This window comes from Thauera phenolivorans (assembly GCF_001696715.1).
In the GTDB taxonomy this organism is placed as follows: Bacteria; Pseudomonadota; Gammaproteobacteria; order Burkholderiales; family Rhodocyclaceae; genus Thauera; species Thauera phenolivorans.
Map to the genome: position 1 here is coordinate 217575 of NZ_MBFM01000002.1, position 22716 is coordinate 240290.

Genomic DNA, 22716 nt, shown 5'->3' on the forward strand with positions numbered 1-22716 from the left:
CTGGCAAACCGCGGCCTGTGCGATCATCGGATCGTCCATCGCCGCTGCCCCGCCCCTGATGAAACGCCCTGAATCCTCCATCCACGACCGGCCCTGCAAGCCTGCGCTTGCAAGCGCCGGCGCCGCCCGCGCGGCGGTGGCCTAGCTGCCCATGCTCACGCAACTCAAGCGCTGGCTCGGCCTCGCCGCGGCCGAGCAGGGGATCGACGACGCGCTCTGGCGCCGCGCCGAGGCCCGCCTGCCCTTCCTCGACTTCCTGCCAGACGCCGACCGCCCGCGGCTGCGCACGATGGCCGCCGAGTTCCTCGCCAGCAAGCAGTTCCACGGCGCGCACGGCCTCCGGCTCGACGACGAGATGCTGCTGGGCATCGCGTTGCAGGCCTGCCTTCCGGTGCTCAACATCGGGCTCGAGGCCTACCGCGGCTGGGTCGGCGTAATCGTTTACCCCGGCGATTTCGTGGTGCCGCGACAGGAGGTCGACGACAGCGGCGTGGTGCATGAATACGACGACGAGGTCCTCGGCGAGGCCTGGGAAGGCGGCCCGGTGCTGCTGTCCTGGTTCGACGAGGCGGATGCGCCCGAGGGCGTCAACGTGGTGATCCACGAGTTCGCGCACAAGCTCGACATGGAGAACGGCGGCGTCGACGGCCTGCCGCCGCTGCCCCCCGGTATGTCGCGTGCTGCCTGGGCGGCGGCCTTCACCGCCGCCTACGAGACATTCTGCGCCGAGGTGGATGCCGGCCGCGACACCGTGCTCGACCCCTACGGCGCCGAGCACCCGGGGGAGTTCTTCGCGGTCGCCTCGGAAGCCTTCTTCGAGACCCCGCTCGCGCTGCAGGGCCGCTATCCCGAGGTGTACGGACAGCTCGCGCGCTTCTACCAGCTCGACCCCGCCGCCGGCGAACGCGCGCTCGACCGCGAGGCCCGGGTGCAATGACCGATGCGCGCAAGCGTCTCCTGATCGTCTATCACACCCAATCGGGCAACACCGGCCAGCTCGCCGACGCGGTGCTGCGCGGCGCGCGCCGGGTGGCGGAGGTGGACACGGTGATCAAGCGCGCCTTCGACGCCGGCACCGAGGACCTGCTCGCGTGCGACGCCCTGCTGCTCGGCACGCCGGAGAACTTCGGCTACATGTCGGGCGCGCTGAAGGACTTCTTCGACCGCACCTACTACCCCTGCGAAGGCCGTCTGGAAGGCCTGCCCTACGCCGTCTTCGTCAGCGCCGGCAACGACGGCAGCGGCGCGGTGCGCGAGATCGGGCGCATCGCGAAGGGCTACGGATGGAAGCCGGCGGCCGAGGCGCTGATCGCCCGCAAGGGCATCGCGGCCGAAGATCTCGCCCGCGCCGAGGAGCTCGGCGAAGGCTTCGCCACCGCGCTGTCGATCGGCATCCTCTGAAGGCGTCGATCACGGTTGGCAGTCGCGGCGCAAATCGCTAAGCTGAAATCGCAGCCGGACGCGCAACTGTCCGCGGCCGGCGCAAAAAAGTGCACGCAACGGAGGCTGTCAAATGTCTATGACCTGGATTCTGGTTGCCAACGCCAGCCTGGCGAAACTCTATGAAAACTCCGGCCCCAACAAGGGCCTCAAGCTGGTCAAGGAACTGGTCCACCCCGAAAGCCGACAGAAGAACGGCGAACTCGTCTCCGACCGATCTGGCGCGATGGCCGGCAACGGCACCGGCGGCGGCTCGATGCAGCCGCAGACGCTGCCAAAGCAGCACGAAGCGAAGGTGTTCGCACAGGAGATCGCGCAGGAGCTATATCAGGGCCGCGCAACCAATGCCTACAAGCGTCTCGTGCTGGTGGCGCCGCCCTCCTTCATGGGCATGCTCAACGGTGTGCTCGACGCGCCCACCGCGCAACTCGTCACCGACCGTTTCGAAAAGGATTACACCAAGACGCCCGACGGCGAGCTCGCCGGTCACCTGTCATCGGCGGTCTTCGTCTGAAACAGCTTCCGCCGCTGCTTCTCCACAAGCGGCCCTGCTGACCAACGGGGCGCGAGGCGCCCCGTTTCTTGTCATGCAACCGCGTCGCCCGTGCCAGGGCCCGCCCTGCCGTCGTCGCCGTCCGTCGCCTCCCCGGCTGCGCCGCCGCGCAGCGGCCAGCGCCCGAGGATCCGGTACTGCGCGCCTTCGGCACGCCGTCCGGACTCCACCAGCACGAAATCCCCGACCTGCCAGCCGAGTTCGCGCGTGAGCGGCTGCGGTGCTTGTCGCGCATTGCGCACCAGCGTGAGGTGAGCGGAGAAGGGGCGCTCCTCGAGGCCGAAGCCTGCGGCGCGCAATGCCTGCGACAGGGAGGCGACGAGCGCTTCGAGCGCCGGCGGCGTATCGTCTGGCGCGAGCCACACCACCCGGTTGCCCTTCCAGCTGCCGCTGCGCGTGAGTGCCAGCCCGAAGGGCGCAGCGCGCAGCCTGCCCGCCAGCGCCAACAACTCGTCCACCCGCGCGCGCGGCACCTCCCCGAGGAAGGCGAGCGTCAGGTGAAGGCTCGCCTCGCGCATCAGCCGGCCGCCGCAGTCGGCGTGCAGTCCGCTACCGATCTCGTGCAGCGCCGCGGCGGTGCGGGTGTCCGGCCACAGGGCGAAGAAGACGCGGGCGCGATCAGCCGGCGCAGGACGCGGCGCAGCGGGCTCAGGCATCGCGCGCGAGCAGAGCCACGACCTGCGCGGCGATCCCCTCGCCCCGCCCGGTGAAGCCGAGCTTCTCGGTGGTCTTGCCCTTGATGTTGACCGCCGCCGGCTCGATCGCGAGGTCGTCGGCGATGTTCGACACCATCGCCGGGGCGTGCGGCAGGATGCGCGGCGCACGGCAGATGACCGTGGCGTCGACGTTGATCACCCGCCAGCCCGCGGCGCGCACCCGGGCGAAGGCTTCGCGCAGCAGCACTCGACTGTCCGCGCCGGCGTGCGCAGGATCGCTGTCGGGAAACAGGCGTCCGATGTCGCCCAGCCCGGCGGCGCCGAGCAAGGCGTCGGTGAGCGCGTGCAGCAGCACATCGGCGTCGGAATGGCCAAGCAGGCCGGCCACGTACGGGATATCGACCCCGCCGATGATCAGCTTGCGGCCGGGCACGAGGGCGTGGACGTCGAAACCCTGCCCGATGCGGAAGGAGATGTCGTGCATGGGAATGCTCATTGGCTCAGCCCTGTCGGTTGCGGAGGATCCACTCGGCGAGGTGGAGGTCGAGCGGATAGGTCACCTTGAGATTGGTCGCGTCGCCCGCCACGAGGCGCGGACGCAGACCGGCGGCCTCGATCGCACCGGCCTCGTCGGTCACCGCGCTAGCCGACTCGAGCGCGCGACGCAGCATCACGTAGCGGAACATCTGCGGCGTCTGTGCCTGCCACAGCCCCTCGCGCGCGACCGTGCCCGCCACCCGGCGATTGGCGTCGGCGCGCTTCAGGGTGTCGGCCACCGGCACCGCGAGCAGACCGCCGACTTCGTCGTCGGCGAGCTCGCGTACCAGGCGATCGATGTGCCAGGGTGCGATACAGGGACGTGCGGCGTCATGTACCAGTACCCAGTCGGCGGGCTCCACCTTCGCGCCGATCGCGCGCAGGCCGCCGAGCACGGTGTCGGCGCGGGTCGCGCCGCCGCAGAACAGCGGCACCAGCTTCGGCCCGAGCGCCGCCCAGTCGTGGCGCGCCCACTCGGCGTCATCCACCGAAAGCACGACGAAGACCTCGTCGATGTCGGGCGCGGCGCACAGCGTGGCGAGCGCATGATGGATCAGCGGCCGGCCGAGCAGCGGCAGGTACTGCTTGGGCTGCGAGGCACCCATGCGCGAACCGCTGCCGGCGGCAGGAACCAGCGCGAAATGTCGGGGTCGGGAAGCTTGCATGCGCGGATTCTAGCCGAAGCCCGTCCCAGCCATGAACGACGCCTTCGCGCGCGACCCGTCCCCCACCGAGCCCCCGTGCCGAGACCGATCGGCATCGGCCTGTCGATCGGTCTCCCCGCGAGCGTATTCGCCGCCGGGCGCCTATACTTTTTCAAGCGCAACACGGAACCAGTCGAGATGGCCACTGCTTCGATCCGGCCGGCCGCGGTGGCCGGCTATTTCTACCCCCGCGACGAACAGGCGCTGCGCGCCCAGCTCGCCGGGATGTTGTCGAGTTCGGTGCCGCTGGAGACGGTCAGCGCACCGAAGGCGGTGATCGTCCCCCACGCGGGCTACGTCTATTCCGGCCCGGTCGCGGCCGCGGCCTATGCCGCGCTCGCGCCGCTGCGCGCGATCGTGCGTCGCGTGGTCCTGCTCGGGCCCGCGCATCGCGTCTGGGTGGACGGCTTCGCGCTGCCTGCGGCGCAGAGCTTCAGGACCCCGCTGGGCGAGGTGCTGCTGAGCCGCCCCGACTGGCTGGCACTGCAGTCGCGCGGCGACGTGGTGGTCGACGACGCCCCCCACGCCTTCGAGCACTGCCTCGAAGTACAGCTGCCCTTCCTGCAGACGGTCGTCGAGAGCTTCGTGCTCGTTCCGCTGCTCGTCGGCAACGCGTCGAGCGAGGCGGTGGCCGAGGTCCTCGAGAGCCTGTGGGGCGGGCCGGAAACCCTGATCGTGATCAGCTCCGACCTCTCCCACTATCACCCCTACGCCGCCGCCCAGGCGCTCGACCGCGTCACCGTAGACCGGGTGCTCGCGCTGCGCCCGGACCTCGACCACGAGCAGGCCTGCGGCGCGACGCCGATCAACGGCCTGCTCCACCTGGCCCGACGTCACCATCTCGCGCCGATCCTGCTCGATCTGCGCAACTCCGGCGACACCGCCGGCGACCGCAGCAGCGTCGTCGGCTACGCCAGCATCGCCTTCAGCGAGGACGCCCGCGATGACAGCAACACCCACTGATGCAGGCGTGCGGCTGCTCGCGCTGGCGCGGGCATCGATCGCCAACGCCCTCGGCCTCGGGCCCGCGCCGCGCTGGGACGACGATCCCGCGTTGCGCGCACGCGGCGCCACCTTCGTGACCCTGACGCTCGACGACGAGCTGCGCGGCTGCATCGGCAGCCTGAAGCCGCATCGCACGCTCGGCGAGGACGTGGTCGCCAACGCGCGCGCCGCGGCCCTCGAGGACCCGCGTTTCCCGCCGCTGTCGGCCGCGGAGTTCGGGCGCGTTCACATCGGTGTCTCGCTGCTTTCGCCCTCCGAGTTCATCGACTTCGCCGACGAGGCCGAGCTGCTGGGCAAGCTGCGCCCCGGGGTGGACGGTCTGACCCTCTTTTCCGGCTGCGGCGGCGCCACCTTCCTGCCTCAGGTGTGGGAACAGCTGCCCGAGCCGGCGCAGTTCCTCGCCGCCCTCAAGCGCAAGGCCGGGCTCGACCCCGCGCGGCCGGCCGCCGGCCTGATGGCGGCACGTTACACCGTTGAAAAGTGGGACGAAAACCCCGAGGAGGTGGAATGAACCATCCCGGACGCTACTGGCACGCGCTCGACGACGGCCGTCTGCAGTGCGACCTCTGCCCGCGCTACTGCAAGCTGCACGACGCGCAGCGCGGCGCCTGTTTCGTGCGCATGCGCGAGGGCGGGCAGGTCGTGCTGACCACCTACGGCCGCAGCTCGGGCTTCTGCATCGACCCGATCGAGAAAAAGCCCCTTTACCACTTCTACCCGGGTAGCAGCGTCTTTTCCTTCGGCACCGCCGGCTGCAATCTCGCCTGCAAGTTCTGCCAGAACTGGGACATCTCCAAGTCTCGCGAGATGGACAGCCTGATGGACGCGGCCTTGCCCGAGGAGATCGCGGCCACCGCCGCCCGCCATGGCTGCCGCAGCGTCGCCTTCACCTACAACGACCCGGTGATCTTCGCCGAGTACGCGATGGACGTGGCCGACGCCTGCCATGCGCGCGGGCTGAAAACGGTCGCGGTCACCGCCGGCTACATCACCGAGCTCGCCCGGGGCGACTTCTTTGCGAAGATGGACGCCGCAAACGTCGACCTCAAGGCATTCACCGACGACTTCTACGTCAAGCTGTGCGGCGGCCATCTTCAGCCGGTGCTCGACACCCTGATCTGGCTGCGCCACGAGACCGACGTCTGGGTCGAGCTGACCACCCTGCTGATCCCCGGCCACAACGATTCCGACGCCGAGATCGCCGCCCTCGCCGCCTGGGTGCGCAACGAGCTCGGCGCCGACGTGCCGCTGCACTTCTCCGCCTTCCACCCCGACTTCAAGATGAACGAAGTGCCGTCCACGCCGCCCGCGACGCTGGTGCGGGCTCGTCGCCTCGCACTCGAGGCCGGGCTGCAGCATGTCTATACCGGCAACGTGCACAACGTGGAGGGTGACACCACGTCCTGCCCGGGCTGCGGGGCCAGGTTGATCGTGCGCGACTGGTACGAGATCCGCGACTACCGCCTCGACCCCAAAGGCGCCTGCCCGGGCTGCGGCAAGCTGCTCGCCGGTCGCTTCGGCGAGTATGGCGAGCATGGCGAGCCCTTCGGCGCGCGCCGCATTCCGGTGGCAATCCACCGCGGCGCCTGACGGGCTGGCGCCGGCGCCCGTCACGAAGGCACCGTAGGCGCCCGACATCAGGGCGATCGCGGTCTTAATCGCGGGCGCCTTCACCGTCGATCGCGCAGAGGGCTGCGCTCCTACAGAAACCCGTGGGGCCGTGCGCTGCAATCGCCGCGCGGCGGCGGTGGCCGGTCGCTATAATTCGTCCTCTTTCCGCCCACGCGCGCAGCCGGTAATCGAGCCAGCCGCGCTATTGACGCTTCCGATGCCCCGCTCCCGCCCCGCCCTGCTGCCCGATCTCGCCGCCCTGAAACTGCCCAAACCGGGCGTCCGCCTCGAACTGCCTCCGCTCGCCGGCTCGGCGGACGCGCTGGCGATCGCCGAACTGGCGGGTCGCGGGCAGATGCTGTTGGTGATCACCGCCAACCCGCTCGACGCTCAGCGCCTGCGCGAGGAGCTGGCCTGGGTCGCCGCGGGGCTGCGCCTGCACCTGCTGCCGGACTGGGAGACCCTGCCCTACGACAACTTCTCGCCCCACCAGGACCTCATCTCCGAGCGCCTGTCGACCCTGTATGCGGTCAGTCGCGGCGAGGTCGACGTCCTGCTGGTGCCGGCCTCAACCGCGCTCTACCGGCTCGCGCCGCCCGCCTTCCTCGCCGCCTACACTTTCTTCCTCAAGCAGGGCGATCGTCTCGACCTCGACCGGCTGCGCGAGCAGATGACGGTGGCAGGCTACAACCATGTCACCCAGGTGGTGAGTCCGGGCGAGTTCTCGGTGCGCGGCGGCCTGCTCGACCTCTTCCCGATGGGTGCGCCGCTGCCCTACCGGGTCGACCTGTTCGACGAAGAGATCGAAAGCATCAAGACCTTCGATCCCGACACCCAGCGCACGGTCTATCCGGTGCCCGAGATCCGCATGCTCCCGGCGCGCGAGTTTCCGCTCGACGAGCCGGCCCGGGTGCGCTTCCGCAGCCGCTTCCGCGAAACCTTCGAGGGCGATCCGAGCCGCTCGACGATCTACAAGGATGTGTCCAACGGCATCGCCCCGGCCGGCATCGAGTACTACCTGCCGCTGTTCTTCGAGGACACCGCCACCCTCGGCGACTACCTCCCGGCAGGCACGCCGGTGCTGCTGCACCACGACGTGCCGACGGCGATCACCGAGTTCTGGCGCGACACCCGCTCCCGCCACGACCTGCTCAAGGGCGACCGCAGCCGCCCGGTGATGGCACCCGATGCGCTGTTCCTGACCGAGGAAGCCTTCTTCCTCGCCCTCAAGGAGCACCCGCGTCTCCTGCTCGGCGCCGGTACGGAGGGCGGCCCCGCTCTGCCGCTGCCCGCGCTCGCCGTCGAGCGCAAGGCCACCGACCCGCTGCACAAGCTCAAGGATTTCTGCACCGGCTTCGATGGCCGCGTACTGCTGCTGGCCGACTCCGCCGGCCGGCGCGAGACGATCGCCGAGTTCCTCGCCGAGTATGGCCTGCAGCCGGCGGCGAGCGCCGACTTCGACGCCTTCGTCGACGGCGACGCGCCGCTCGCGCTCGGCGTCGGTCCGCTCGCCTCGGGCTTCGTGCTGCCGGACGCGGCGATCGCGGTCGTCACCGAAACCGAGCTCTACGCCACCACCGCCCGCACCCGCAGCCGGCGCGACGCGCGCAAGGCCGCCACCATGGAAGGCTGGCTGCGCGACCTCTCCGAGCTGAAGATCGGCGACCCGGTGGTGCATATCTCGCACGGCATCGGCCGCTACCTTGGCCTGGTGCATATGAACCTCGGCGAAGGCGACACCGAGTTCCTGCACTTGGAATACAACGGCGGCGACAAGCTCTACGTGCCGGTGTCGCAGCTGCACGTGATCACGCGCTACGCCGGTGCCGACCCGGAAGCGGTCGACCTTCACCGCCTCGGCTCCGGCCAGTGGGAAAAGGCGAAGAAGAAGGCGGCGATGCAGGTGCGCGACACCGCCGCCGAGCTGCTCGCGCTCTACGCCCAGCGCGCGGCGCGCGCCGGCCATCGCTTCGACTTCAAGCAGCACGACCTCGAAGCCTTCGCCGAGGCCTTCGGTTTCGAGACCACCCCCGACCAGCAGGCGGCGATCGACGCCGTTGTCGCCGACATGAAGTCGGGCCGCCCGATGGATCGCCTGGTGTGCGGCGACGTCGGTTTCGGCAAGACCGAGGTCGCGCTGCGCGCCGCCTTCGTCGCGGTCGCGGACGGCAAGCAGGTGGTGGTGCTGTGCCCGACCACGCTGCTCGCCGAGCAGCACTACCAGACTTTCGCCGACCGCTTCGCCGACTGGCCGATCAAGGTCGCCGAGCTGTCGCGCTTCAAATCGGCCAAGGAGCAGGCCGAGGCGATCCGCCTGCTCGCCGAGGGCAAGGTCGACATCCTCATCGGCACCCACCGCCTGCTGCAGAAGGACGTGCAGTTCAAGCGCCTCGGGCTCGTCGTCATCGACGAGGAGCACCGCTTCGGCGTGCGCCAGAAGGAAGCGCTGAAAGCGCTGCGCAGCGAGGTCGACATCCTGACCCTCACCGCGACTCCGATCCCGCGCACCCTCGGCCTGGCGATGGAGGGCCTGCGCGAGTTCTCGGTGATCGCCACCGCGCCGCAGAAGCGGCTGGCGATCAAGACCTTCGTCCAGTCCTACGGCAAGGGCATCGTGCGCGAGGCGGTGCTGCGCGAGTTCAAGCGCGGCGGCCAGGTGTATTTCCTCCACAATGAGGTCGACACGATCGAGAACATGCGCGACACGCTCGCCGAGCTGCTGCCCGAGGCCCGCATCGTGATCGGTCACGGCCAGCTGCCCGAGCGCGAGCTTGAACGCGTGATGCGCGACTTCACGCAGCAGCGCGCCAATCTGCTCTTGTGCACCACGATCATCGAGACCGGCATCGACATTCCCACTGCCAACACCATCATCATCAACCGCGCCGACCGCTTCGGCCTCGCGCAGCTGCACCAGCTTCGCGGCCGCGTCGGGCGCAGCCACCACCAGGCCTACGCCTACCTGCTGACCGACGCCGAGGCGCGGCCGACGCCACAGGCGCGCAAGCGCCTCGAGGCGATCGCGATGATGGAGGAGCTCGGCTCCGGCTTTTACCTCGCGATGCACGACCTCGAGATTCGTGGCGCCGGCGAGGTGCTCGGCGAGAACCAGTCCGGCGAGATCCAGCAGGTCGGCTTCAGCCTGTACACCGAGATGCTCAAGCGCGCGGTGAAGGACTTGCAGGCGGGCAAGGAGCCTGACCTGAGCCAGCCGCTCGAGGTCGTGTCCGAGATCAACCTGCACACCCCTGCGCTGCTGCCCACCACCTACTGCCCCGACGTCGGCGAGCGCCTCACCCTCTACAAGCGGCTCGCCAACTGCGAAGCCGAGGACGAACTGCGCGCGCTGCAGGAGGAGCTCATCGACCGCTTCGGCGAGATGCCGCCTCAGACCCAGGCGCTCATCGAGACTCACCGCCTGCGCCTGTTGGTGCGGCCGTGGGGCGTGCAGAAGCTCGACGCCTCGGAAAGCCAGATCAGCGTGCAGTTCGGCCCCGATCCGTCGATCGATCCGGCGAAGGTGATCTTCCTCATGCAGAAGGACCGCAACACGAGGATGGCCGGTCCCGACCGACTCATCCGCCGCATCCAGCTGCCCGACCTGCGCCAGCGTGCGAAGGCGGTCAAGGATCTGCTCGACGCCGTCTCCGCCTGAATGGAAGCCAGTTCCGACATGAGCGTCGCCATCCAGACCGACCCGCCGGCCGGGCGCAGCATGCAGGCCTTGCGCGAGAGCGATATCGCCCTCCTCGCCGGCGCCGAGCTGTTCCGCGGGATCCCGCCGCTCGAGATGGAGCAGATCGTCTACGGCTTCCTCTCCGGCGCGGTGATCCAGGCGCACCCCGCGGGCAGCGTCCTGCTCGCGCCCGGCTGCGCCAACGATCGCCTCTTCGTGGTGCTCGAGGGCGCCCTCACCGTCCAGCTCGAGGACGAACTGCTCGGCCACCTGCTGGCGCTCGGCCCCGGCCAGTGCTTCGGCGAGATGTCGCTGATCGACCGCACGGGCAGTTCCGCCACCGTCATCGCAGTCGCCGACTGTCGCCTGCTGTCCATCGCCAGCCGCGACCTATGGCCGATGATGCGGGTCGAACCGCTGCTCGCGTTCAACCTGATGCAGGTACTCAGCGGCCGGTTGCGCTCGGTAAACAGTGCGCTGATCCGCAGCCACCACATCTGTCGTGACCTCGAACACGAGATCCGGCGCGACGCGCTCACCGGCGTCTTCAACCGGCGCTGGATCGACGAGCAGTTCGCCCGCCAGCTCGAGCGCTGCCAACGCGAGGCGCGCCCGGTCACGCTGTTGATGTGCGACATCGACCATTTCAAGCAGCTCAACGATACGCACGGACACGCATTTGGCGATCAGGCGCTGCGGAAGTTCGCAGAAGCGCTCGCAGGTGCGACCCGCCCGGGCGACCTGCTCGGACGCTACGGCGGCGAGGAATTCGCCCTGCTGATGCCGGACGCCGGCGGCGACACCGCGTTCGGCATCGCCGAACGCCTGCGGCAGGCGGTGGCCGCCGTAGCGATCCCGAGCGCGCCCGGGCCGGTACAGCTGAGCGCGTCCTTCGGCGCTGCGAGCTGGCAGCCCGGCGAGGCAGCGATCTCGGTCGCCGACCTCTTCCTCCGTGCCGACGAGGCGCTGTACGCCGCCAAGCGCGCCGGCCGCAACTGCACCGTGCTCGCCACCCGCCGCGATGGCCTCGCGCAGCCGGATCGATGAATCACGCCGCCGACCACGGCGCGCCACCCGGGTCCCCGCCACCATGCTCATGAACTGCGTTGCCTATCAGGGCGGCCGCAAGCTGGCCGACATCGCGGTCAGCGAGATCAAGGACTATCTCGCGCGCCCCGAGTGCTTCGTCTGGGTCGGCCTCAACGACGCCAGCGCGGACGAACTCGCCCGCATGCAGGAAGAATTCGGCCTGCACGAGCTCGCCGTCGAGGACGCGGTGCACGGACGCCAGCGCCCGAAGGTGGAGGAATACGAGGACGGCCTCTTCGTCGCGATGCGGCTGCTCGAGGACAAGGGCGGTGCGCTCGTCGTCGGCGAGCTCAACGTGTTCGTCGGCACCAATTACCTGCTCTCGGTGCGCCGCGGCCGCAAGCAGGACCTGCGCGCGGTGCGCGCACGTTGCGAGCGCGACCAGAAGATGCTCGCCCGCGGCGCGGGCTACGTGCTGTACGCCCTGATGGACGCGGTCGTGGACAGTTACCTGCCGATGATCGAGACCTTGCAGACGGAGCTGGAGGCGCTCGAGGAGCGCATCTTCATCCGCGGCGCAGCGAGCTCGAACGTCCGCCGCCTTTACAAGCTCAAGCGCAAGCTCGCCGTCCTCAAGCACGCGGTCGCGCCGCTGATGGAGGCGACCGCCAAGCTGCACGGCGGACGCGTGCCGCCGCTGGTGCGCCGCAACCGCGAATATTTCCGCGACGTGTTCGACCACCTGACGCGATTCAACGCCATCCTCGACGGCCTGGAGGACACGATCGCCACCGCGATCCAGGTGCACCTGTCGATGGTCACCATCGAGCAGACCGAGGTCAGCAAGCGCCTCGCCGCCTGGGCCGGCATCTTCGCCGTCGCGACCGCTTTCGCGGGCATCTGGGGCATGAACTTCGCGCACATGCCGGAACTCGACTGGCGCTACGGCTACCCGGTCGCGATCGGTGTGATCGTCGGCTGCGCCGGGCTACTGTTCTGGCGCTTCCGTCGCGCCGGCTGGCTCTGAGCCTGCCGGGACGCGTGCGTGCAGGCGTTATAATCATCGCTTTCACAGGCTGCATCCGGAGCGCTGAATGCCCGTCGCAAAAACCGAAAACCTCAACATCGCTTCCTTCGATCACATGCCCTCGCCCGAGGAGATCAAGGCGCGGGTGCCGCTCACCGAGCGCGCCGCCGCCTCGGTGCTGGCGGGCCGCCAGGCGCTCGGCGCCATCCTCGATCGCAAGGACCCGCGCCTCTTCCTCGTCGTCGGCCCGTGCTCGATCCACGACCCGGTGGCCGGGCTCGACTACGCGCGGCGACTGAAAGCGCTGGCCGACGAGGTTTCCGAGACCATGCTGCTGGTGATGCGGGTCTACTTCGAGAAGCCGCGCACCTCCACCGGATGGAAGGGCTTCATCAACGATCCCTTCATGAACGACACCTTCCGCATCGACGTCGGCATGGAGAAGGCGCGTCGCTTCCTGCTCGACGTCTGCGAGCTCGGCCTGCCGACCGCCACCGAGGCGCTCGACCCGAACGCGCCGCAGTATTACGGCGACCTGGTGTCGTGGACCGCCATCGGCGCGCGCACCTCGGAGTCGCAGACCCACCGCGAGATGGCCTCCGGCCTGTCCACGCCGGTCGGCTTCAAGAACGCCACCGACGGCGACCTCGAGGTGGCGATCAACGCGATCATCTCCGCCGCCCATCCGCACAGCTTCCTCGGCATCAACAACCACGGCCAGTCGTCGGTCATCCGCACCCGTGGCAATCGCCACGGCCACGTCGTGCTGCGCGGCGGTGGCGGTCGCCCGAACTACGACACGGTGTCGATCCGTCTCGCCGAGCAGGCGCTCGCGAAGGCCAAGCTGCAGCCGAACATCGTCGTCGACTGCTCGCATGCGAACTCGTGGAAGAAGCCGGAATACCAGCCGCTGGTGATGAAAGACGTCGTCCACCAGATCCGCGAAGGCAACCGCTCGGTGGTCGGCCTCATGATCGAGAGCAACATCGAGGCCGGCAACCAGCCGATCCCCGCCGACCTCCAGCAGCTCAGGTACGGTTGCTCGGTCACCGACGCCTGCGTCGACTGGGCGGCCACCGAGGACATGATCCGCAAGGCGCACGCGGTGCTGCGCGAAGCGCTCGCGCAGCGGGAGCGCGCTGCATGAAGCTCGTGGTGCAGGCCGTCGAGGTTGACAGCGTCGCCCTCGAGCAGGTCGCGTGCCTGGTGCAGGCGGGCGGGATCGTTCAGATCACCCCGCACGCCTTCCGCCTGGTCGACGCCCAGCCCCGGCCCGAACTGGCGGCGCGCTGCATCGAACTCGGGCTCGACTGCAGCTGGGTCTGCGGCGAGCGCCGCCTCGCCGATTTCGGCCTCTTCGTCACCGACATGGACTCGACCCTGATCAACATCGAGTGCATCGACGAGATCGCCGACATGCAGGGGCTGAAGACCGAGGTGGCAGCGATCACCGAAGCCGCGATGCAGGGCGAGATCGATTTCCGCGAGTCGCTGACGCGTCGGGTCGCGTTGCTCGCCGGCCTGCCGGAGGCCGCGCTCGGCGAGGTGTACGACCAGCGCCTGCAGCTCAACCCGGGCGCCGAGGCGCTGATGCGCGGCCTCAAGCGCGCGGGGCTGCGCACCATGCTGGTGTCGGGCGGCTTTACCTTCTTCACCGACCGTCTCAAGGCACGCCTCGGCTTCGACCACGCCTACGCCAACGAGCTCGAGGTGGCCGACGGTCGCCTGACCGGCCGCGTGCACGGCGAGATCGTCGACGGTGCGGCGAAGGCCGCCCACTTGGTGCGGGTGCGCGACCACCTCGGACTCGCGCCCGAGCAGACGATCGCCGCCGGCGACGGCGCCAACGACATCCCGATGCTGCGCGCCGCCGGCTTCGGCGTCGCCTACCACGCCAAGCCGGTGCTGCGTGAGGCCGCCGATGCCAGCCTGTCGCACAGCGGGCTCGACGGCATCCTCAATCTCTTCGCCTGAGCCCGCCGCGCCGGCCCGAGGCGCGTCAGGCTGCCTGCGCGACCTCGGCCAGCCGCCCCGCATTCATGCGCAGCACGCGGTCGCAACGGCGCGCGAGCGCCTCGTCGTGGGTGACCAGGATCAGCGTGGTGCCGACCTCGCGGTTGAGGCTGAACATCAGCTCGATGACCGCCCTGCCGGTCTCGGCGTCGAGGTTGCCGGTGGGTTCGTCGGCGAGCAGCAGCTGCGGGCGGGTGGCGAAGGCGCGGGCGAGCGCGACCCGCTGCTGCTCGCCGCCCGACAGATGCTTCGGGTAGTGCCGCAGCCGGCTGCCGAGGCCGACGCGCTCGAGCCACTGCCCGGCCTGCGCCGCCGGATCGGTCGCGCCGGCCAGCTCGAGCGGCAGCATCACGTTCTCGAGCGCGGTCAACGCCGGCAGCAGCTGGAAGGACTGGAACACGAAGCCGATCGACTCGCCGCGCAGCGCCGCGCGCGCATCCTCGTCGAGCCCGAACAGCTCGGTGCCGAGCAGGCGCACACTGCCTGCGACGGGAACGTCGAGGCCGGCAAGCAATCCCAGCAGGGTCGATTTTCCGGAGCCGGAGGCGCCCACGATCGCTACCGACTCGCCCGCGGCGACGGCGAATCCGACATCCCGCAGAATGTGCAGCGTGCCCAGGCCGTCGGCCTGGGGCACGCTCTTCGACAGCCCCTCGACCTCGACCACCGGCGTGGAGAATTCAATGCCCTTGCGATTCATCATCACCTTCCTGTTCGTGCTTCTCGGCGGCACCGCGCAAGCGGCGACGATCCTCATCTGGGGCGACAGCCTCTCGGCCGGCTACGGCCTGCGTCCCGGCGAAGCCTGGCCCGACCTGTTGCAGACGCGCCTCGCCGACCAGGGGTTCCCGCACCGCGTGGTCAACGGCAGCGTCTCGGGCGAAACCTCGGCGGGTGGGCGTTCCCGCCTGCCGGCCGCGCTGGCACAGCATGAACCCGAGATCGTGATCCTCGAGCTCGGCGCCAACGACGGGCTGCGCGGGCTGCGTCCGGCGCTGCTCGCCGACAATCTGGAGGCGATGATCGCCGCCGCGCGCACCGCGGGTGCCCGCGTGCTGCTGGTCGGCATGCAGATGCCGCCGAATTACGGCCCGGCCTACACGCGCGGCTTCGCGCAGACCTTCATCGCGGTGGCCGAGGCGCAGAAGGTCGCGCTCGTGCCCTTCCTGCTCGACGGATTCGCCGACCAGCCCGAGCATTTCCAGGCCGACGGCATCCATCCCAACGCCGGCGCCCAGGCGCGCATGCTCGACACCGTGTGGACCGGACTCGAGCCCCTGCTCGGCGAGCGGCGGGCCGCCCGCTGACGCCGGGCGGCCCGCCTTTTGCCGCTCAGATCACCCTGAGTCTGGGTGCGCCCGCGAGCATGCGCCCGATCACCCTCGCCTCGCAGCCCTGCTCGGTGCGTACCGTCGCGATCACCGCCTCGACCGCCTCGGGCGCGCAGGCGACCAGCAGGCCGCCCGAGGTCTGCGGATCGGTGAGCAGCTTGCGCTGCCATTCCGGCGCGTCGGCGACGAGCTCGACGCCTTCGCCGTAGCTCGCCCAGTTGCGCCCCGAGGCGCCGGTGGCGACACCCTCGCGAACAAGGCGCACCGCCTCCTCGATCAGCGGCAGCTGCGCGAAGCGCACTTCGGCCCCGAGCCCGCTGCCGCGGCACATTTCGAGCAGATGGCCGGCGAGGCCGAAGCCGGTGACGTCGGTCACCGCATGCACCGCGTCGTTTTCGGCGAGCGTCGCGCCGGCGCGGTTGAGCATCGTGGTCCAGCGCAGCATCTCGGCATAGCCGGCGGCACTGAGGCTGCCCTTCTTGAGACCCGCCGACAGGATGCCGACCCCGAGCGGCTTGGTCAGGATCAGCACGTCGCCCTCGCGCGCGCCGGCGTTGGTCTTGACGCGCGCCGGGTCGACCACGCCGAGCCCGACCAAGCCGTAGATCGGCTCGAGCACGTCGATCGAGTGGCCACCCGCGATCGGGATGCCCGCCTCGCGGCAAACCGAGGCGCCGCCTTCGAGGATGCGCGAGATCACCTCGCCCGGCAGCTTGTCAAGCGGCATGCCGACCACCGCGAGCGCGAAGATCGGCGTGCCGCCCATCGCATACACGTCCGACAGCGCGTTGGTGGCGGCGATGCGGCCGAAGTCGTAGGGGTCGTCCACGATCGGGGTGAAGAAATCGGTGGTTGCGACCACCGCCTGGCGCTCGTTGAGCTTGTACACTGCCGCGTCGTCGGCGGTGTCGGTGCCGACCAGCAGCTCGGCCGGCATCAGGCCGGCAGGCATCGACGCAAGAAGATTGGACAACACGGCGGGCGCGATTTTGCAGCCGCATCCACCACCGTGGGAAAATTGCGTCAATTTGATTTCATTCATTTCGGAAGGGAGCGAGGGGGCAGCGCGGTTTCGGCGGCCCTGGATAAGATGAAAAAAGGCGTGGCGACCGTAGCACAGAGCGGCGAGTTTGACGAGATCATTGACGCCCGCACCCCGGCGGAGTTTGCCGAGGACCATATTCCCGGCGCGATCAACCTGCCGGTGCTCGACAACGAGCAGCGCATCGTCGTCGGCACGATGTACAAGCAGCAGTCGCCGTTCGATGCGCGCAAGCTCGGTGGCGCGATGGTGGCGGAAAACATCGCCCACCATCTGCGCAGCACGCTCCACGATCGCCCCCGCAACTGGCGGCCGCTGGTGTATTGCTGGCGCGGCGGCCAGCGCAGCGGTGCCTTCGTCGCCTGGCTGCGCATGGTCGGCTGGGATGCCTGTCAGCTCGAAGGCGGCTACAAGGCCTTCCGCCATCACGTCATCGCCCGCCTCGAGACGCTGTCGCCGGCGCTGAGGCTGCGCGTGGTGTGCGGCCCGACCGGCAGCGGCAAGACGCGGGTGCTCGAGGCACTCGCCCGCCAGGGCGCACAGATGATTGACCTTGAGGGCCTGGCGGCGCACAAAGGCTCGGTGCTCGGCGACCTGCCGGACCGCGCCCAGCCGACGCAGAAGGCCTTCGAGACGGCGATCGCCCACGTCATGGAGACGCTCGACCCCAGCCGCACGGTGTACGTCGAGGCCGAGAGCCGGCGCATCGGCAGGTTGTTCGTGCCCGATCCACTGTTGGCGGCGATGCGCGCGGCGCCCTGCGTGTCGATCGAGGCGTCGCGTGCGGCGCGGCTCGACTTCCTGGTGCACGACTACGCCTACCTCGGCGACAACCTCGCTCGCCTGCAGGCCTCGATCGAGCGCCTGTCCCAGCTGCAGAGCCGGGAGACGATCGAGCGCTGGCAGGCGCTGGCCGCCGCCCGGGCCCTCCCCGAGCTCTTCGCCGAATTCATCGACCTGCACTACGACCCGCTCTACCACCGCTCGCAGAACAGGAACTACCCCGCCTTCCCCGACGCGCCGCGCTTCGAGAGCGAGGACCTCTCGCCCGCGGGCGTCGACCAGCTCGCCGCCCGCATTCTCGCCGCCGAGGGCTGAAGACGCCGCGCGCTCAGGCCGCGGGCGGCAGCGTGAACTGAACGCCGACCCCCTTGAGCGCGCAGATACGCTGAATCGCCGCGGGCCGCTCGCCGGCGATCACCCCCTGCTCGAAGGCGACCACCGTCCAGCCGTCGTGCACCCGGCGCAGCAGCTCGTTGGGCGCGAGCAGGAAGGCGGGGTTGGAGGGCTTGCCGAAGCGCTCGTTGCCGGCCATGAAGGTCTCGTAGATGAGCACGCCGCCGGGCGTGACCAGCTCGAGCAGGAGCTCGAAGTGGGCGCGAAAAAGGTAGTTGGTCACTACCACCGCGTCGAACTGGCGGCCGCGGTAGGGCCAGGCGCCCTGCTCGAGTTCGGCCTGCCGCACCTGCACGCCGGGCACGCCCGCCAGCGCGCCGAGCGACTCCGCATCGCGGTCGACCGCCTCCACCCGCCAGCCGTGCGCGGCCAGCCAGCGTGCATGGCGGCCGGCGCCGCAGGCGAAGTCGAGCACGTCGCCGCGGGACCGGATCAGGGGCGCGAAGCGCTGCACCCAGGCCGAGGGCGGCCCGCCACCGTGCGGGGTGACGGCGATGCCGGGACGGCCTGGCGGGAGAGGATTCGCGGGGACGTTATCGTGGGGCATGGGCTTTTTGGCGCAGGTGGCGAAGCGCGACGGGCAGCGCATCCGGAGCGAGCATTCTAGCGACCCCAGCGACGCCGCGCACCCGGCCCTGCGCCCCGCCGGGGGCGAACTGTGCTATAGAAGTAGCCACAGCGGCACGAGGGTTGCCGCACCAACCTAATCGGGATGGAGACGTTCCGAACTTGCCAGCCTCGCCCCAGATCTCTCGACTAGGCCCCCGGCACCTTGCCCTGCTCGCGACCCTCGCGCCCGTCGCCGCGTTCGCTCAGGCCGAGTCCGGCCCGGTGGCGGCCGGACTGCTGTTACCGGTCGGTCTCGCCCTCGCCGGCGTGTGGCTCGGCCATCGGCTCGGCCGTCGCCGCGCCGCGGAAGCGAAGCCGCCGCCGCGGCGCAGCTCGCTCTCCGATCATCCCCGCTACTACCGCGACGTCATCGAATCGCTCAACGAGGTGGTCTTCCGGATCGACGGCGACGGGCGGCTCTGCTTCCTCAACGGCGCATGGCGCCGCGTTTCCGGCTACGAGCCCGCGTCCAGCCTCGGCCGCTCGCTGAGCAACTTCTTCCACGCCGACGACCGCGAGCGCGCGCGCGTCCAGTTCCGCGCGGTGCTCGACGGGACCGCATCCTCCAGCAACTGCGAGCTGCGCCTTCAGACACGCGAGGGCGAAGTGCGCTGGACCGCCGCTGCGGTGCATCGGATCGCCGGCGAGGGACCCGAGGAGATCGGCATCGCAGGCACGCTCGAGGATATCTCCAGCCGCAAGGTCGCCGAGCTGACCCTGCTCAATCTGAACCAGGAGCTCGAGTCGCGCGTGCGTGCGCGCACCGCCGAACTCGAGGCGTCCAACCGCGAGCTGGAGGCCTTCTCGTCCTCCGTGTCGCACGACCTGCGCGCGCCCTTGCGCGCGGTCGACGGCTTTGCCCGCATCCTCGAGGACGAGCTCGACGGCCGCCTGGACGACACCGAGCGCAGCCATTTCGCCCGCATCCGCAACGGCTGCGCCCGCATGTCGGAGCTCATCGATGCCCTCATCGACCTCGCGCGGGTAACGCGTCAGCCGCTCAGCAAGAAGCAGGTCGACCTCTCCGGGATGGCGACGCAGATCATCGATGAGCTGCGCACCGAGGAACCCGAGCGAGCGGTGGACGTCGAGATCACCGAAGGCATGGTGGTCACAGCCGACCGCGCCCTCGCGCATGTGCTGCTGGAGAACCTGCTGCGCAACGCCTGGAAATTCTCGTCGAAGCAGGCGCGGGCGCGCATCGCGTTCCGCCCCGTGCTCGACGGCGAGCGCAGGATGTTCTGCGTCGATGACAACGGTGCGGGCTTCGACATGGACTACGCGACGAACCTGTTCCGCCCCTTCCACCGCATGCACTCGCCCGACGAGTTCCCCGGCACCGGCATCGGCCTGGCGACCGTGCAGCGCATCGTGCAGCGCCACGAGGGCAGCATCCACATCGAATCCAGCCTCGGCCGCGGTACGGCGGTCTGCTTTTCGCTGGGGAAGTGAATGCGTGCGCGGCCGATCGCAAACCACGAGAAACCAAGATTCGCGTTGCGCAAGCGCTACCGACGGGCAGCTTATTGTGCACTGCAGTACAATTCAGACGAAAGTCGTAGCCGATCCAGGGTGCTCACCTGTACGGCAACCTGCCAATTCCCGGGTTCTCAACGCTCATGAAAGAAAAACACTACCTCTCCCCGCTCCTCGAGCCGCGCTCGGTGGGCATCATCGGCGCCAGCGAACGCGAAGCCTCCCTCGGCGACGTGCTGATGCGCAACATGATCACCGCGGGCTACAAGGGCAAGCTGTTTGCGATCAACCCGAACCGCGAGACGGTGCACGGCCTGCCCTGCTACAAGACGGTGGAGGACGTGCCGCACCGGCTCGACCTCGCCGTCATCGCGGTGCGCGCCGAGCGGGTGCCGGCGATCATCGACGCCTGCGGCCGTGCCGGGGTGAAGGCGGCGGTGGTGCTGTCGGGCGGCTTCTCCGAGTCCGGACCGCGGGGCGCGATGCATGAGCGCCACATGATCGAGGCTGCCCGCCGCAACCGCATTCGCCTGCTCGGCCCCAACTGCCTCGGCGTGATGCGGCCCGAGCTCGGCCTCAACGCCACCTTCGCCCATGCGAGTGCGATCAAGGGCAGCATCGGCCTGATCTCGCAGTCGGGCGCGCTGTGCGCCGCGATCCTCGACTGGGCCAAGCCGAACAACGTCGGCTTCTCCTCGGTGGTGTCGATGGGCTCCTCGTCCGACATCGATTTCGGGGAGGTGCTCGAGTACATGATCTCCGACCCGCGCACCGAGAGCATCTTCCTCTACGTCGAGGGCATCCGCGACGCACGCCGCTTCATGAGCGCGCTGCGCGGCGCCGCCCGGGTCAAGCCGGTGCTGCTGATCAAGGCCGGCCGCCACCCCGACGCCTCGCGCGCGATCCTCTCGCACTCGACCGCCGCTTCGGGCGACGACGCCGTGTTCGACGCCGCGCTGCGTCGCGCCGGCGTGATCAGGCTGTACAACATGGGCCAGCTGTTCGCCGCGGCCAATGCACTTTTCTCGCACTTCCGCCCGCGCGGCAACCGCCTCGCGATCATCACCAACGGGGGCGGCCCGGGCGTCATGGCGGCCGACCGTGCCGCCGACATCGGCATCCCGCTGGCGCATTTCTCCGACGCCACGATGGAGAAGCTCAACAGCCACATGCCGCCGGGCTGGTCGCGCGGCAACCCGGTGGACATCCTTGGCGACGCCGAGCCGGACCGCTTCCGCCATGCGCTCAAGGCGGTGCTCGAGGGGCCCAACGTCGATGGCGTGCTGGTGATGCTGACGCCACAGGCGATGACCAACCCGACCGGGGTGGCGCAGTCGCTGATCGAACTCGAGAAGACGGCCGACAAGCCGGTGGTGACGTGCTGGCTGGGCGAGGAACAGGTCGCCGAATCGCGCCGCATGTTCGCCGAGGCTGGCATCCCGAACTTCCGCACGCCGGAGCCGGCGGTCGAGCTGTTCAGCCACATCTCGGCCTACTACCGCAACCAGAAGCTGCTGATGCAGACGCCGGCCTCGCTGTCGCACCTGGCGGAGCCCTCGATCGAGAGCGCACGCCTGGTCATCGAGAGCGCGCTCGCCGAACGCCGCACCAAGCTCAACGAGATGGAGTCGAAGGCGCTGCTCGCCGCCTTCCGCATCCCGATCGCGCAGACCGTGATCGCACGCTCGCCCACCGAGGCGATGGTCCTCGCCGCCGAGATCGGCCTGCCGATCGTGCTCAAGATCGACTCGCCCTCGATCGAGCACAAGTCCGACGTCGGCGGCGTGCGCCTGAACATCCGCAGTCTTGCCGCAGTGCGCTCGACCTACCAGGAGATCATCGACGAGGTACGCAAGGCGCAACCCGACGCCGAGATCAACGGCATCGCGATCGAGCCGATGATCATCAAGCGCAACGGCCGCGAGCTGGTGCTCGGCATCCGGCGCGATCCGGTGTTCGGCCCGGTGATCAGCTTCGGCGAGGGCGGCAACCAGGTCGAGGAGAACCGCGACATCGCGGTCGCGCTGCCGCCGCTCAACAGCTTCCTCGCGCGCGACATGATCCGCTCTACCCGCATCGCGACCCGCCTCGGTGAGTTCCGCAAGCTGCCTGCGGTGGACATGGAGGCGCTCGAGCTGGTGCTGCTGCGGGTATCCGAGATGGCCTGCGAGCTGCCCTGGATAACCGAGCTGGAAATCAACCCACTGATCGTGGACGAGCATGGCGTGGTAGCGGTCGATGCCCGCGTGACGGTCGAGAACGTCTCGCCGACCGCGGGCCGCTACGATCACATGGCGATCCACCCCTACCCCTCGCACCTGATCAGCAGCTGGATCGTGCCCGACGGCACGCGCGTCACGATCCGCCCGATCCGGCCGGAGGACGCCGAGCTCGAGGTCGCCTTCATGAGCGGCCTGTCGGCCGAGACGCGCTACTACCGGTTCATGAACACGATCCGCGAACTGCCCCCGGCGATGGTCGCGCGCCTGACCCAGATCGACTACTTCCGCGAGATGGCCTTCATCGCCACGCTGGACGTCGATGGCGTCGAGACCGAGATCGGCGTCTCACGCTATGCGGTGAACCCCGACGGCGAGTCCTGCGAGTTCGCGGTGGTGGTCGCCGACGCCTGGCAGCACCGCGGCCTCGCGCGCAAGCTGATGACGGTGCTGATCGAGACCGCACGCAGCCGCGGACTGCAGTACATGAACGGCGTCTTCCTCGCCAACAACGAGCGCATGCTCAAGTTCGTGCAGAAGCTCGGCTTCGTCCTCAGCAACGATCCGGAAGACAGCACCGTCAAGCTCGGCGTGCTCGAGCTGCAGGACTGA

Annotated in this window: 21 protein-coding genes; 15 read left to right on the forward strand and 6 right to left on the reverse strand. The window is 69.4% G+C overall.

Translation table 11 applies throughout. The annotated features are described in order from the left end of the window. Window positions 1-151 precede the first annotated feature (151 nt). The 3 genes from BB334_RS04535 (at window position 152) to BB334_RS04545 (ending at window position 1954) form a co-directional block, all read left to right on the forward strand. Entirely contained in the window at window positions 152-937 is a 786-nt protein-coding gene (locus tag BB334_RS04535) for a M90 family metallopeptidase (protein WP_068804923.1), read from the forward strand. Further along, a complete protein-coding gene (locus BB334_RS04540) occupies window positions 934-1401 on the forward strand; it encodes a flavodoxin family protein (protein WP_068804926.1) in 468 nt (155 codons plus the stop codon). The genes BB334_RS04535 and BB334_RS04540 overlap by 4 nt, the downstream gene beginning before the upstream one ends. Before the next feature lie 112 nt (window positions 1402-1513). Continuing rightward, a complete protein-coding gene (locus BB334_RS04545; protein ID WP_068804930.1) occupies window positions 1514-1954 on the forward strand; it encodes a host attachment protein in 441 nt (146 codons plus the stop codon). A 71-nt stretch (window positions 1955-2025) separates the two neighbouring features. Here BB334_RS04545 and thpR read toward each other — a convergent pair whose 3' ends face one another. Genes thpR through ispD form a run of 3 tightly spaced genes read right to left on the reverse strand, consistent with a single transcriptional unit; the run spans window position 2026 to window position 3851 of the window. Then, window positions 2026-2649, reverse strand: coding sequence for an RNA 2',3'-cyclic phosphodiesterase (gene thpR / locus BB334_RS04550; RefSeq protein ID WP_068804932.1), 624 nt, complete (start codon window positions 2647-2649; stop codon window positions 2026-2028). Then, on the reverse strand, window positions 2642-3145 hold the full coding sequence (gene ispF, locus BB334_RS04555) for a 2-C-methyl-D-erythritol 2,4-cyclodiphosphate synthase (RefSeq protein WP_068804935.1): 504 nt from the start codon (window positions 3143-3145) through the stop codon (window positions 2642-2644). Before ispF ends, thpR begins: the two co-directional genes overlap by 8 nt. A gap of 4 nt (window positions 3146-3149) precedes the next feature. Next, window positions 3150-3851 carry a 2-C-methyl-D-erythritol 4-phosphate cytidylyltransferase gene (ispD, locus tag BB334_RS04560; RefSeq protein ID WP_068804938.1) on the reverse strand — a complete coding sequence of 234 codons (702 nt, stop codon included), beginning with the start codon at window positions 3849-3851 and terminating at the stop codon, window positions 3150-3152. A gap of 177 nt (window positions 3852-4028) precedes the next feature. Between ispD and amrB the strand changes: the two genes are divergently transcribed. The 8 genes from amrB to serB all read left to right on the forward strand — a co-directional run bounded on the left by amrB (window position 4029) and on the right by serB (window position 14212). Further along, entirely contained in the window at window positions 4029-4853 is an 825-nt protein-coding gene (gene amrB / locus BB334_RS04565; RefSeq protein ID WP_068806118.1) for an AmmeMemoRadiSam system protein B, read from the forward strand. Then, window positions 4834-5406 (forward strand): AmmeMemoRadiSam system protein A, encoded by a 573-nt coding sequence (gene amrA / locus BB334_RS04570; RefSeq protein ID WP_068804941.1) that lies wholly within the window; start codon window positions 4834-4836, stop codon window positions 5404-5406. The genes amrB and amrA overlap by 20 nt, the downstream gene beginning before the upstream one ends. Continuing rightward, window positions 5403-6485: an AmmeMemoRadiSam system radical SAM enzyme gene (gene amrS, locus BB334_RS04575; RefSeq protein WP_068804944.1), complete on the forward strand. Its 1083-nt coding sequence runs from the start codon at window positions 5403-5405 to the stop codon at window positions 6483-6485. The genes amrA and amrS overlap by 4 nt, the downstream gene beginning before the upstream one ends. A gap of 238 nt (window positions 6486-6723) precedes the next feature. Next, complete coding sequence (mfd, locus tag BB334_RS04580; RefSeq protein WP_068804947.1) at window positions 6724-10161, forward strand: transcription-repair coupling factor; 3438 nt, start codon at window positions 6724-6726, stop codon at window positions 10159-10161. Between the two features lie 18 nt (window positions 10162-10179). Beyond that, the gene (locus BB334_RS04585) at window positions 10180-11229 is read left to right on the forward strand and encodes a GGDEF domain-containing protein (RefSeq protein ID WP_198531177.1); all 1050 of its coding nucleotides are present in this window, start codon (window positions 10180-10182) and stop codon (window positions 11227-11229) included. Window positions 11230-11272: 43 nt separating this feature from the next. Then, entirely contained in the window at window positions 11273-12238 is a 966-nt protein-coding gene (corA, locus tag BB334_RS04590) for a magnesium/cobalt transporter CorA (protein WP_068804953.1), read from the forward strand. A gap of 67 nt (window positions 12239-12305) precedes the next feature. Next, a complete protein-coding gene (locus BB334_RS04595; protein WP_068804956.1) occupies window positions 12306-13385 on the forward strand; it encodes a 3-deoxy-7-phosphoheptulonate synthase in 1080 nt (359 codons plus the stop codon). Beyond that, window positions 13382-14212: a phosphoserine phosphatase SerB gene (gene serB / locus BB334_RS04600; protein ID WP_068804959.1), complete on the forward strand. Its 831-nt coding sequence runs from the start codon at window positions 13382-13384 to the stop codon at window positions 14210-14212. The genes BB334_RS04595 and serB overlap by 4 nt, the downstream gene beginning before the upstream one ends. A 25-nt stretch (window positions 14213-14237) precedes the next feature. On the opposite strand, the gene BB334_RS04605 is transcribed toward serB, so the two are convergent. Beyond that, entirely contained in the window at window positions 14238-14951 is a 714-nt protein-coding gene (locus BB334_RS04605) for an ABC transporter ATP-binding protein (protein ID WP_068804962.1), read from the reverse strand. Between BB334_RS04605 and BB334_RS04610 the strand changes: the two genes are divergently transcribed. Further along, window positions 14935-15558, forward strand: a complete 624-nt coding sequence (locus BB334_RS04610) for an arylesterase (RefSeq protein WP_068806121.1) — start codon at window positions 14935-14937, stop codon at window positions 15556-15558. The genes BB334_RS04605 and BB334_RS04610 overlap by 17 nt on opposite strands. A gap of 25 nt (window positions 15559-15583) precedes the next feature. On the opposite strand, the gene selD is transcribed toward BB334_RS04610, so the two are convergent. Further along, the gene (gene selD / locus BB334_RS04615; RefSeq protein ID WP_068804965.1) at window positions 15584-16624 is read right to left on the reverse strand and encodes a selenide, water dikinase SelD; all 1041 of its coding nucleotides are present in this window, start codon (window positions 16622-16624) and stop codon (window positions 15584-15586) included. 48 nt (window positions 16625-16672) lie between these two features. Between selD and mnmH the strand changes: the two genes are divergently transcribed. Further along, window positions 16673-17722, forward strand: coding sequence for a tRNA 2-selenouridine(34) synthase MnmH (mnmH, locus tag BB334_RS04620; protein ID WP_068804968.1), 1050 nt, complete (start codon window positions 16673-16675; stop codon window positions 17720-17722). Between the two features lie 13 nt (window positions 17723-17735). Here the strand turns inward: mnmH and BB334_RS04625 are convergent, their stop codons facing one another. Next, window positions 17736-18347: a class I SAM-dependent methyltransferase gene (locus tag BB334_RS04625; protein ID WP_083200314.1), complete on the reverse strand. Its 612-nt coding sequence runs from the start codon at window positions 18345-18347 to the stop codon at window positions 17736-17738. Between the two features lie 182 nt (window positions 18348-18529). Here BB334_RS04625 and BB334_RS04630 point away from each other — a divergent pair, with 182 nt between their 5' ends. Further along, window positions 18530-19861 carry a sensor histidine kinase gene (locus BB334_RS04630; protein ID WP_232756652.1) on the forward strand — a complete coding sequence of 444 codons (1332 nt, stop codon included), beginning with the start codon at window positions 18530-18532 and terminating at the stop codon, window positions 19859-19861. Window positions 19862-20028: 167 nt separating this feature from the next. Next, the gene (locus BB334_RS04635) at window positions 20029-22716 is read left to right on the forward strand and encodes a bifunctional acetate--CoA ligase family protein/GNAT family N-acetyltransferase (protein WP_068804972.1); all 2688 of its coding nucleotides are present in this window, start codon (window positions 20029-20031) and stop codon (window positions 22714-22716) included.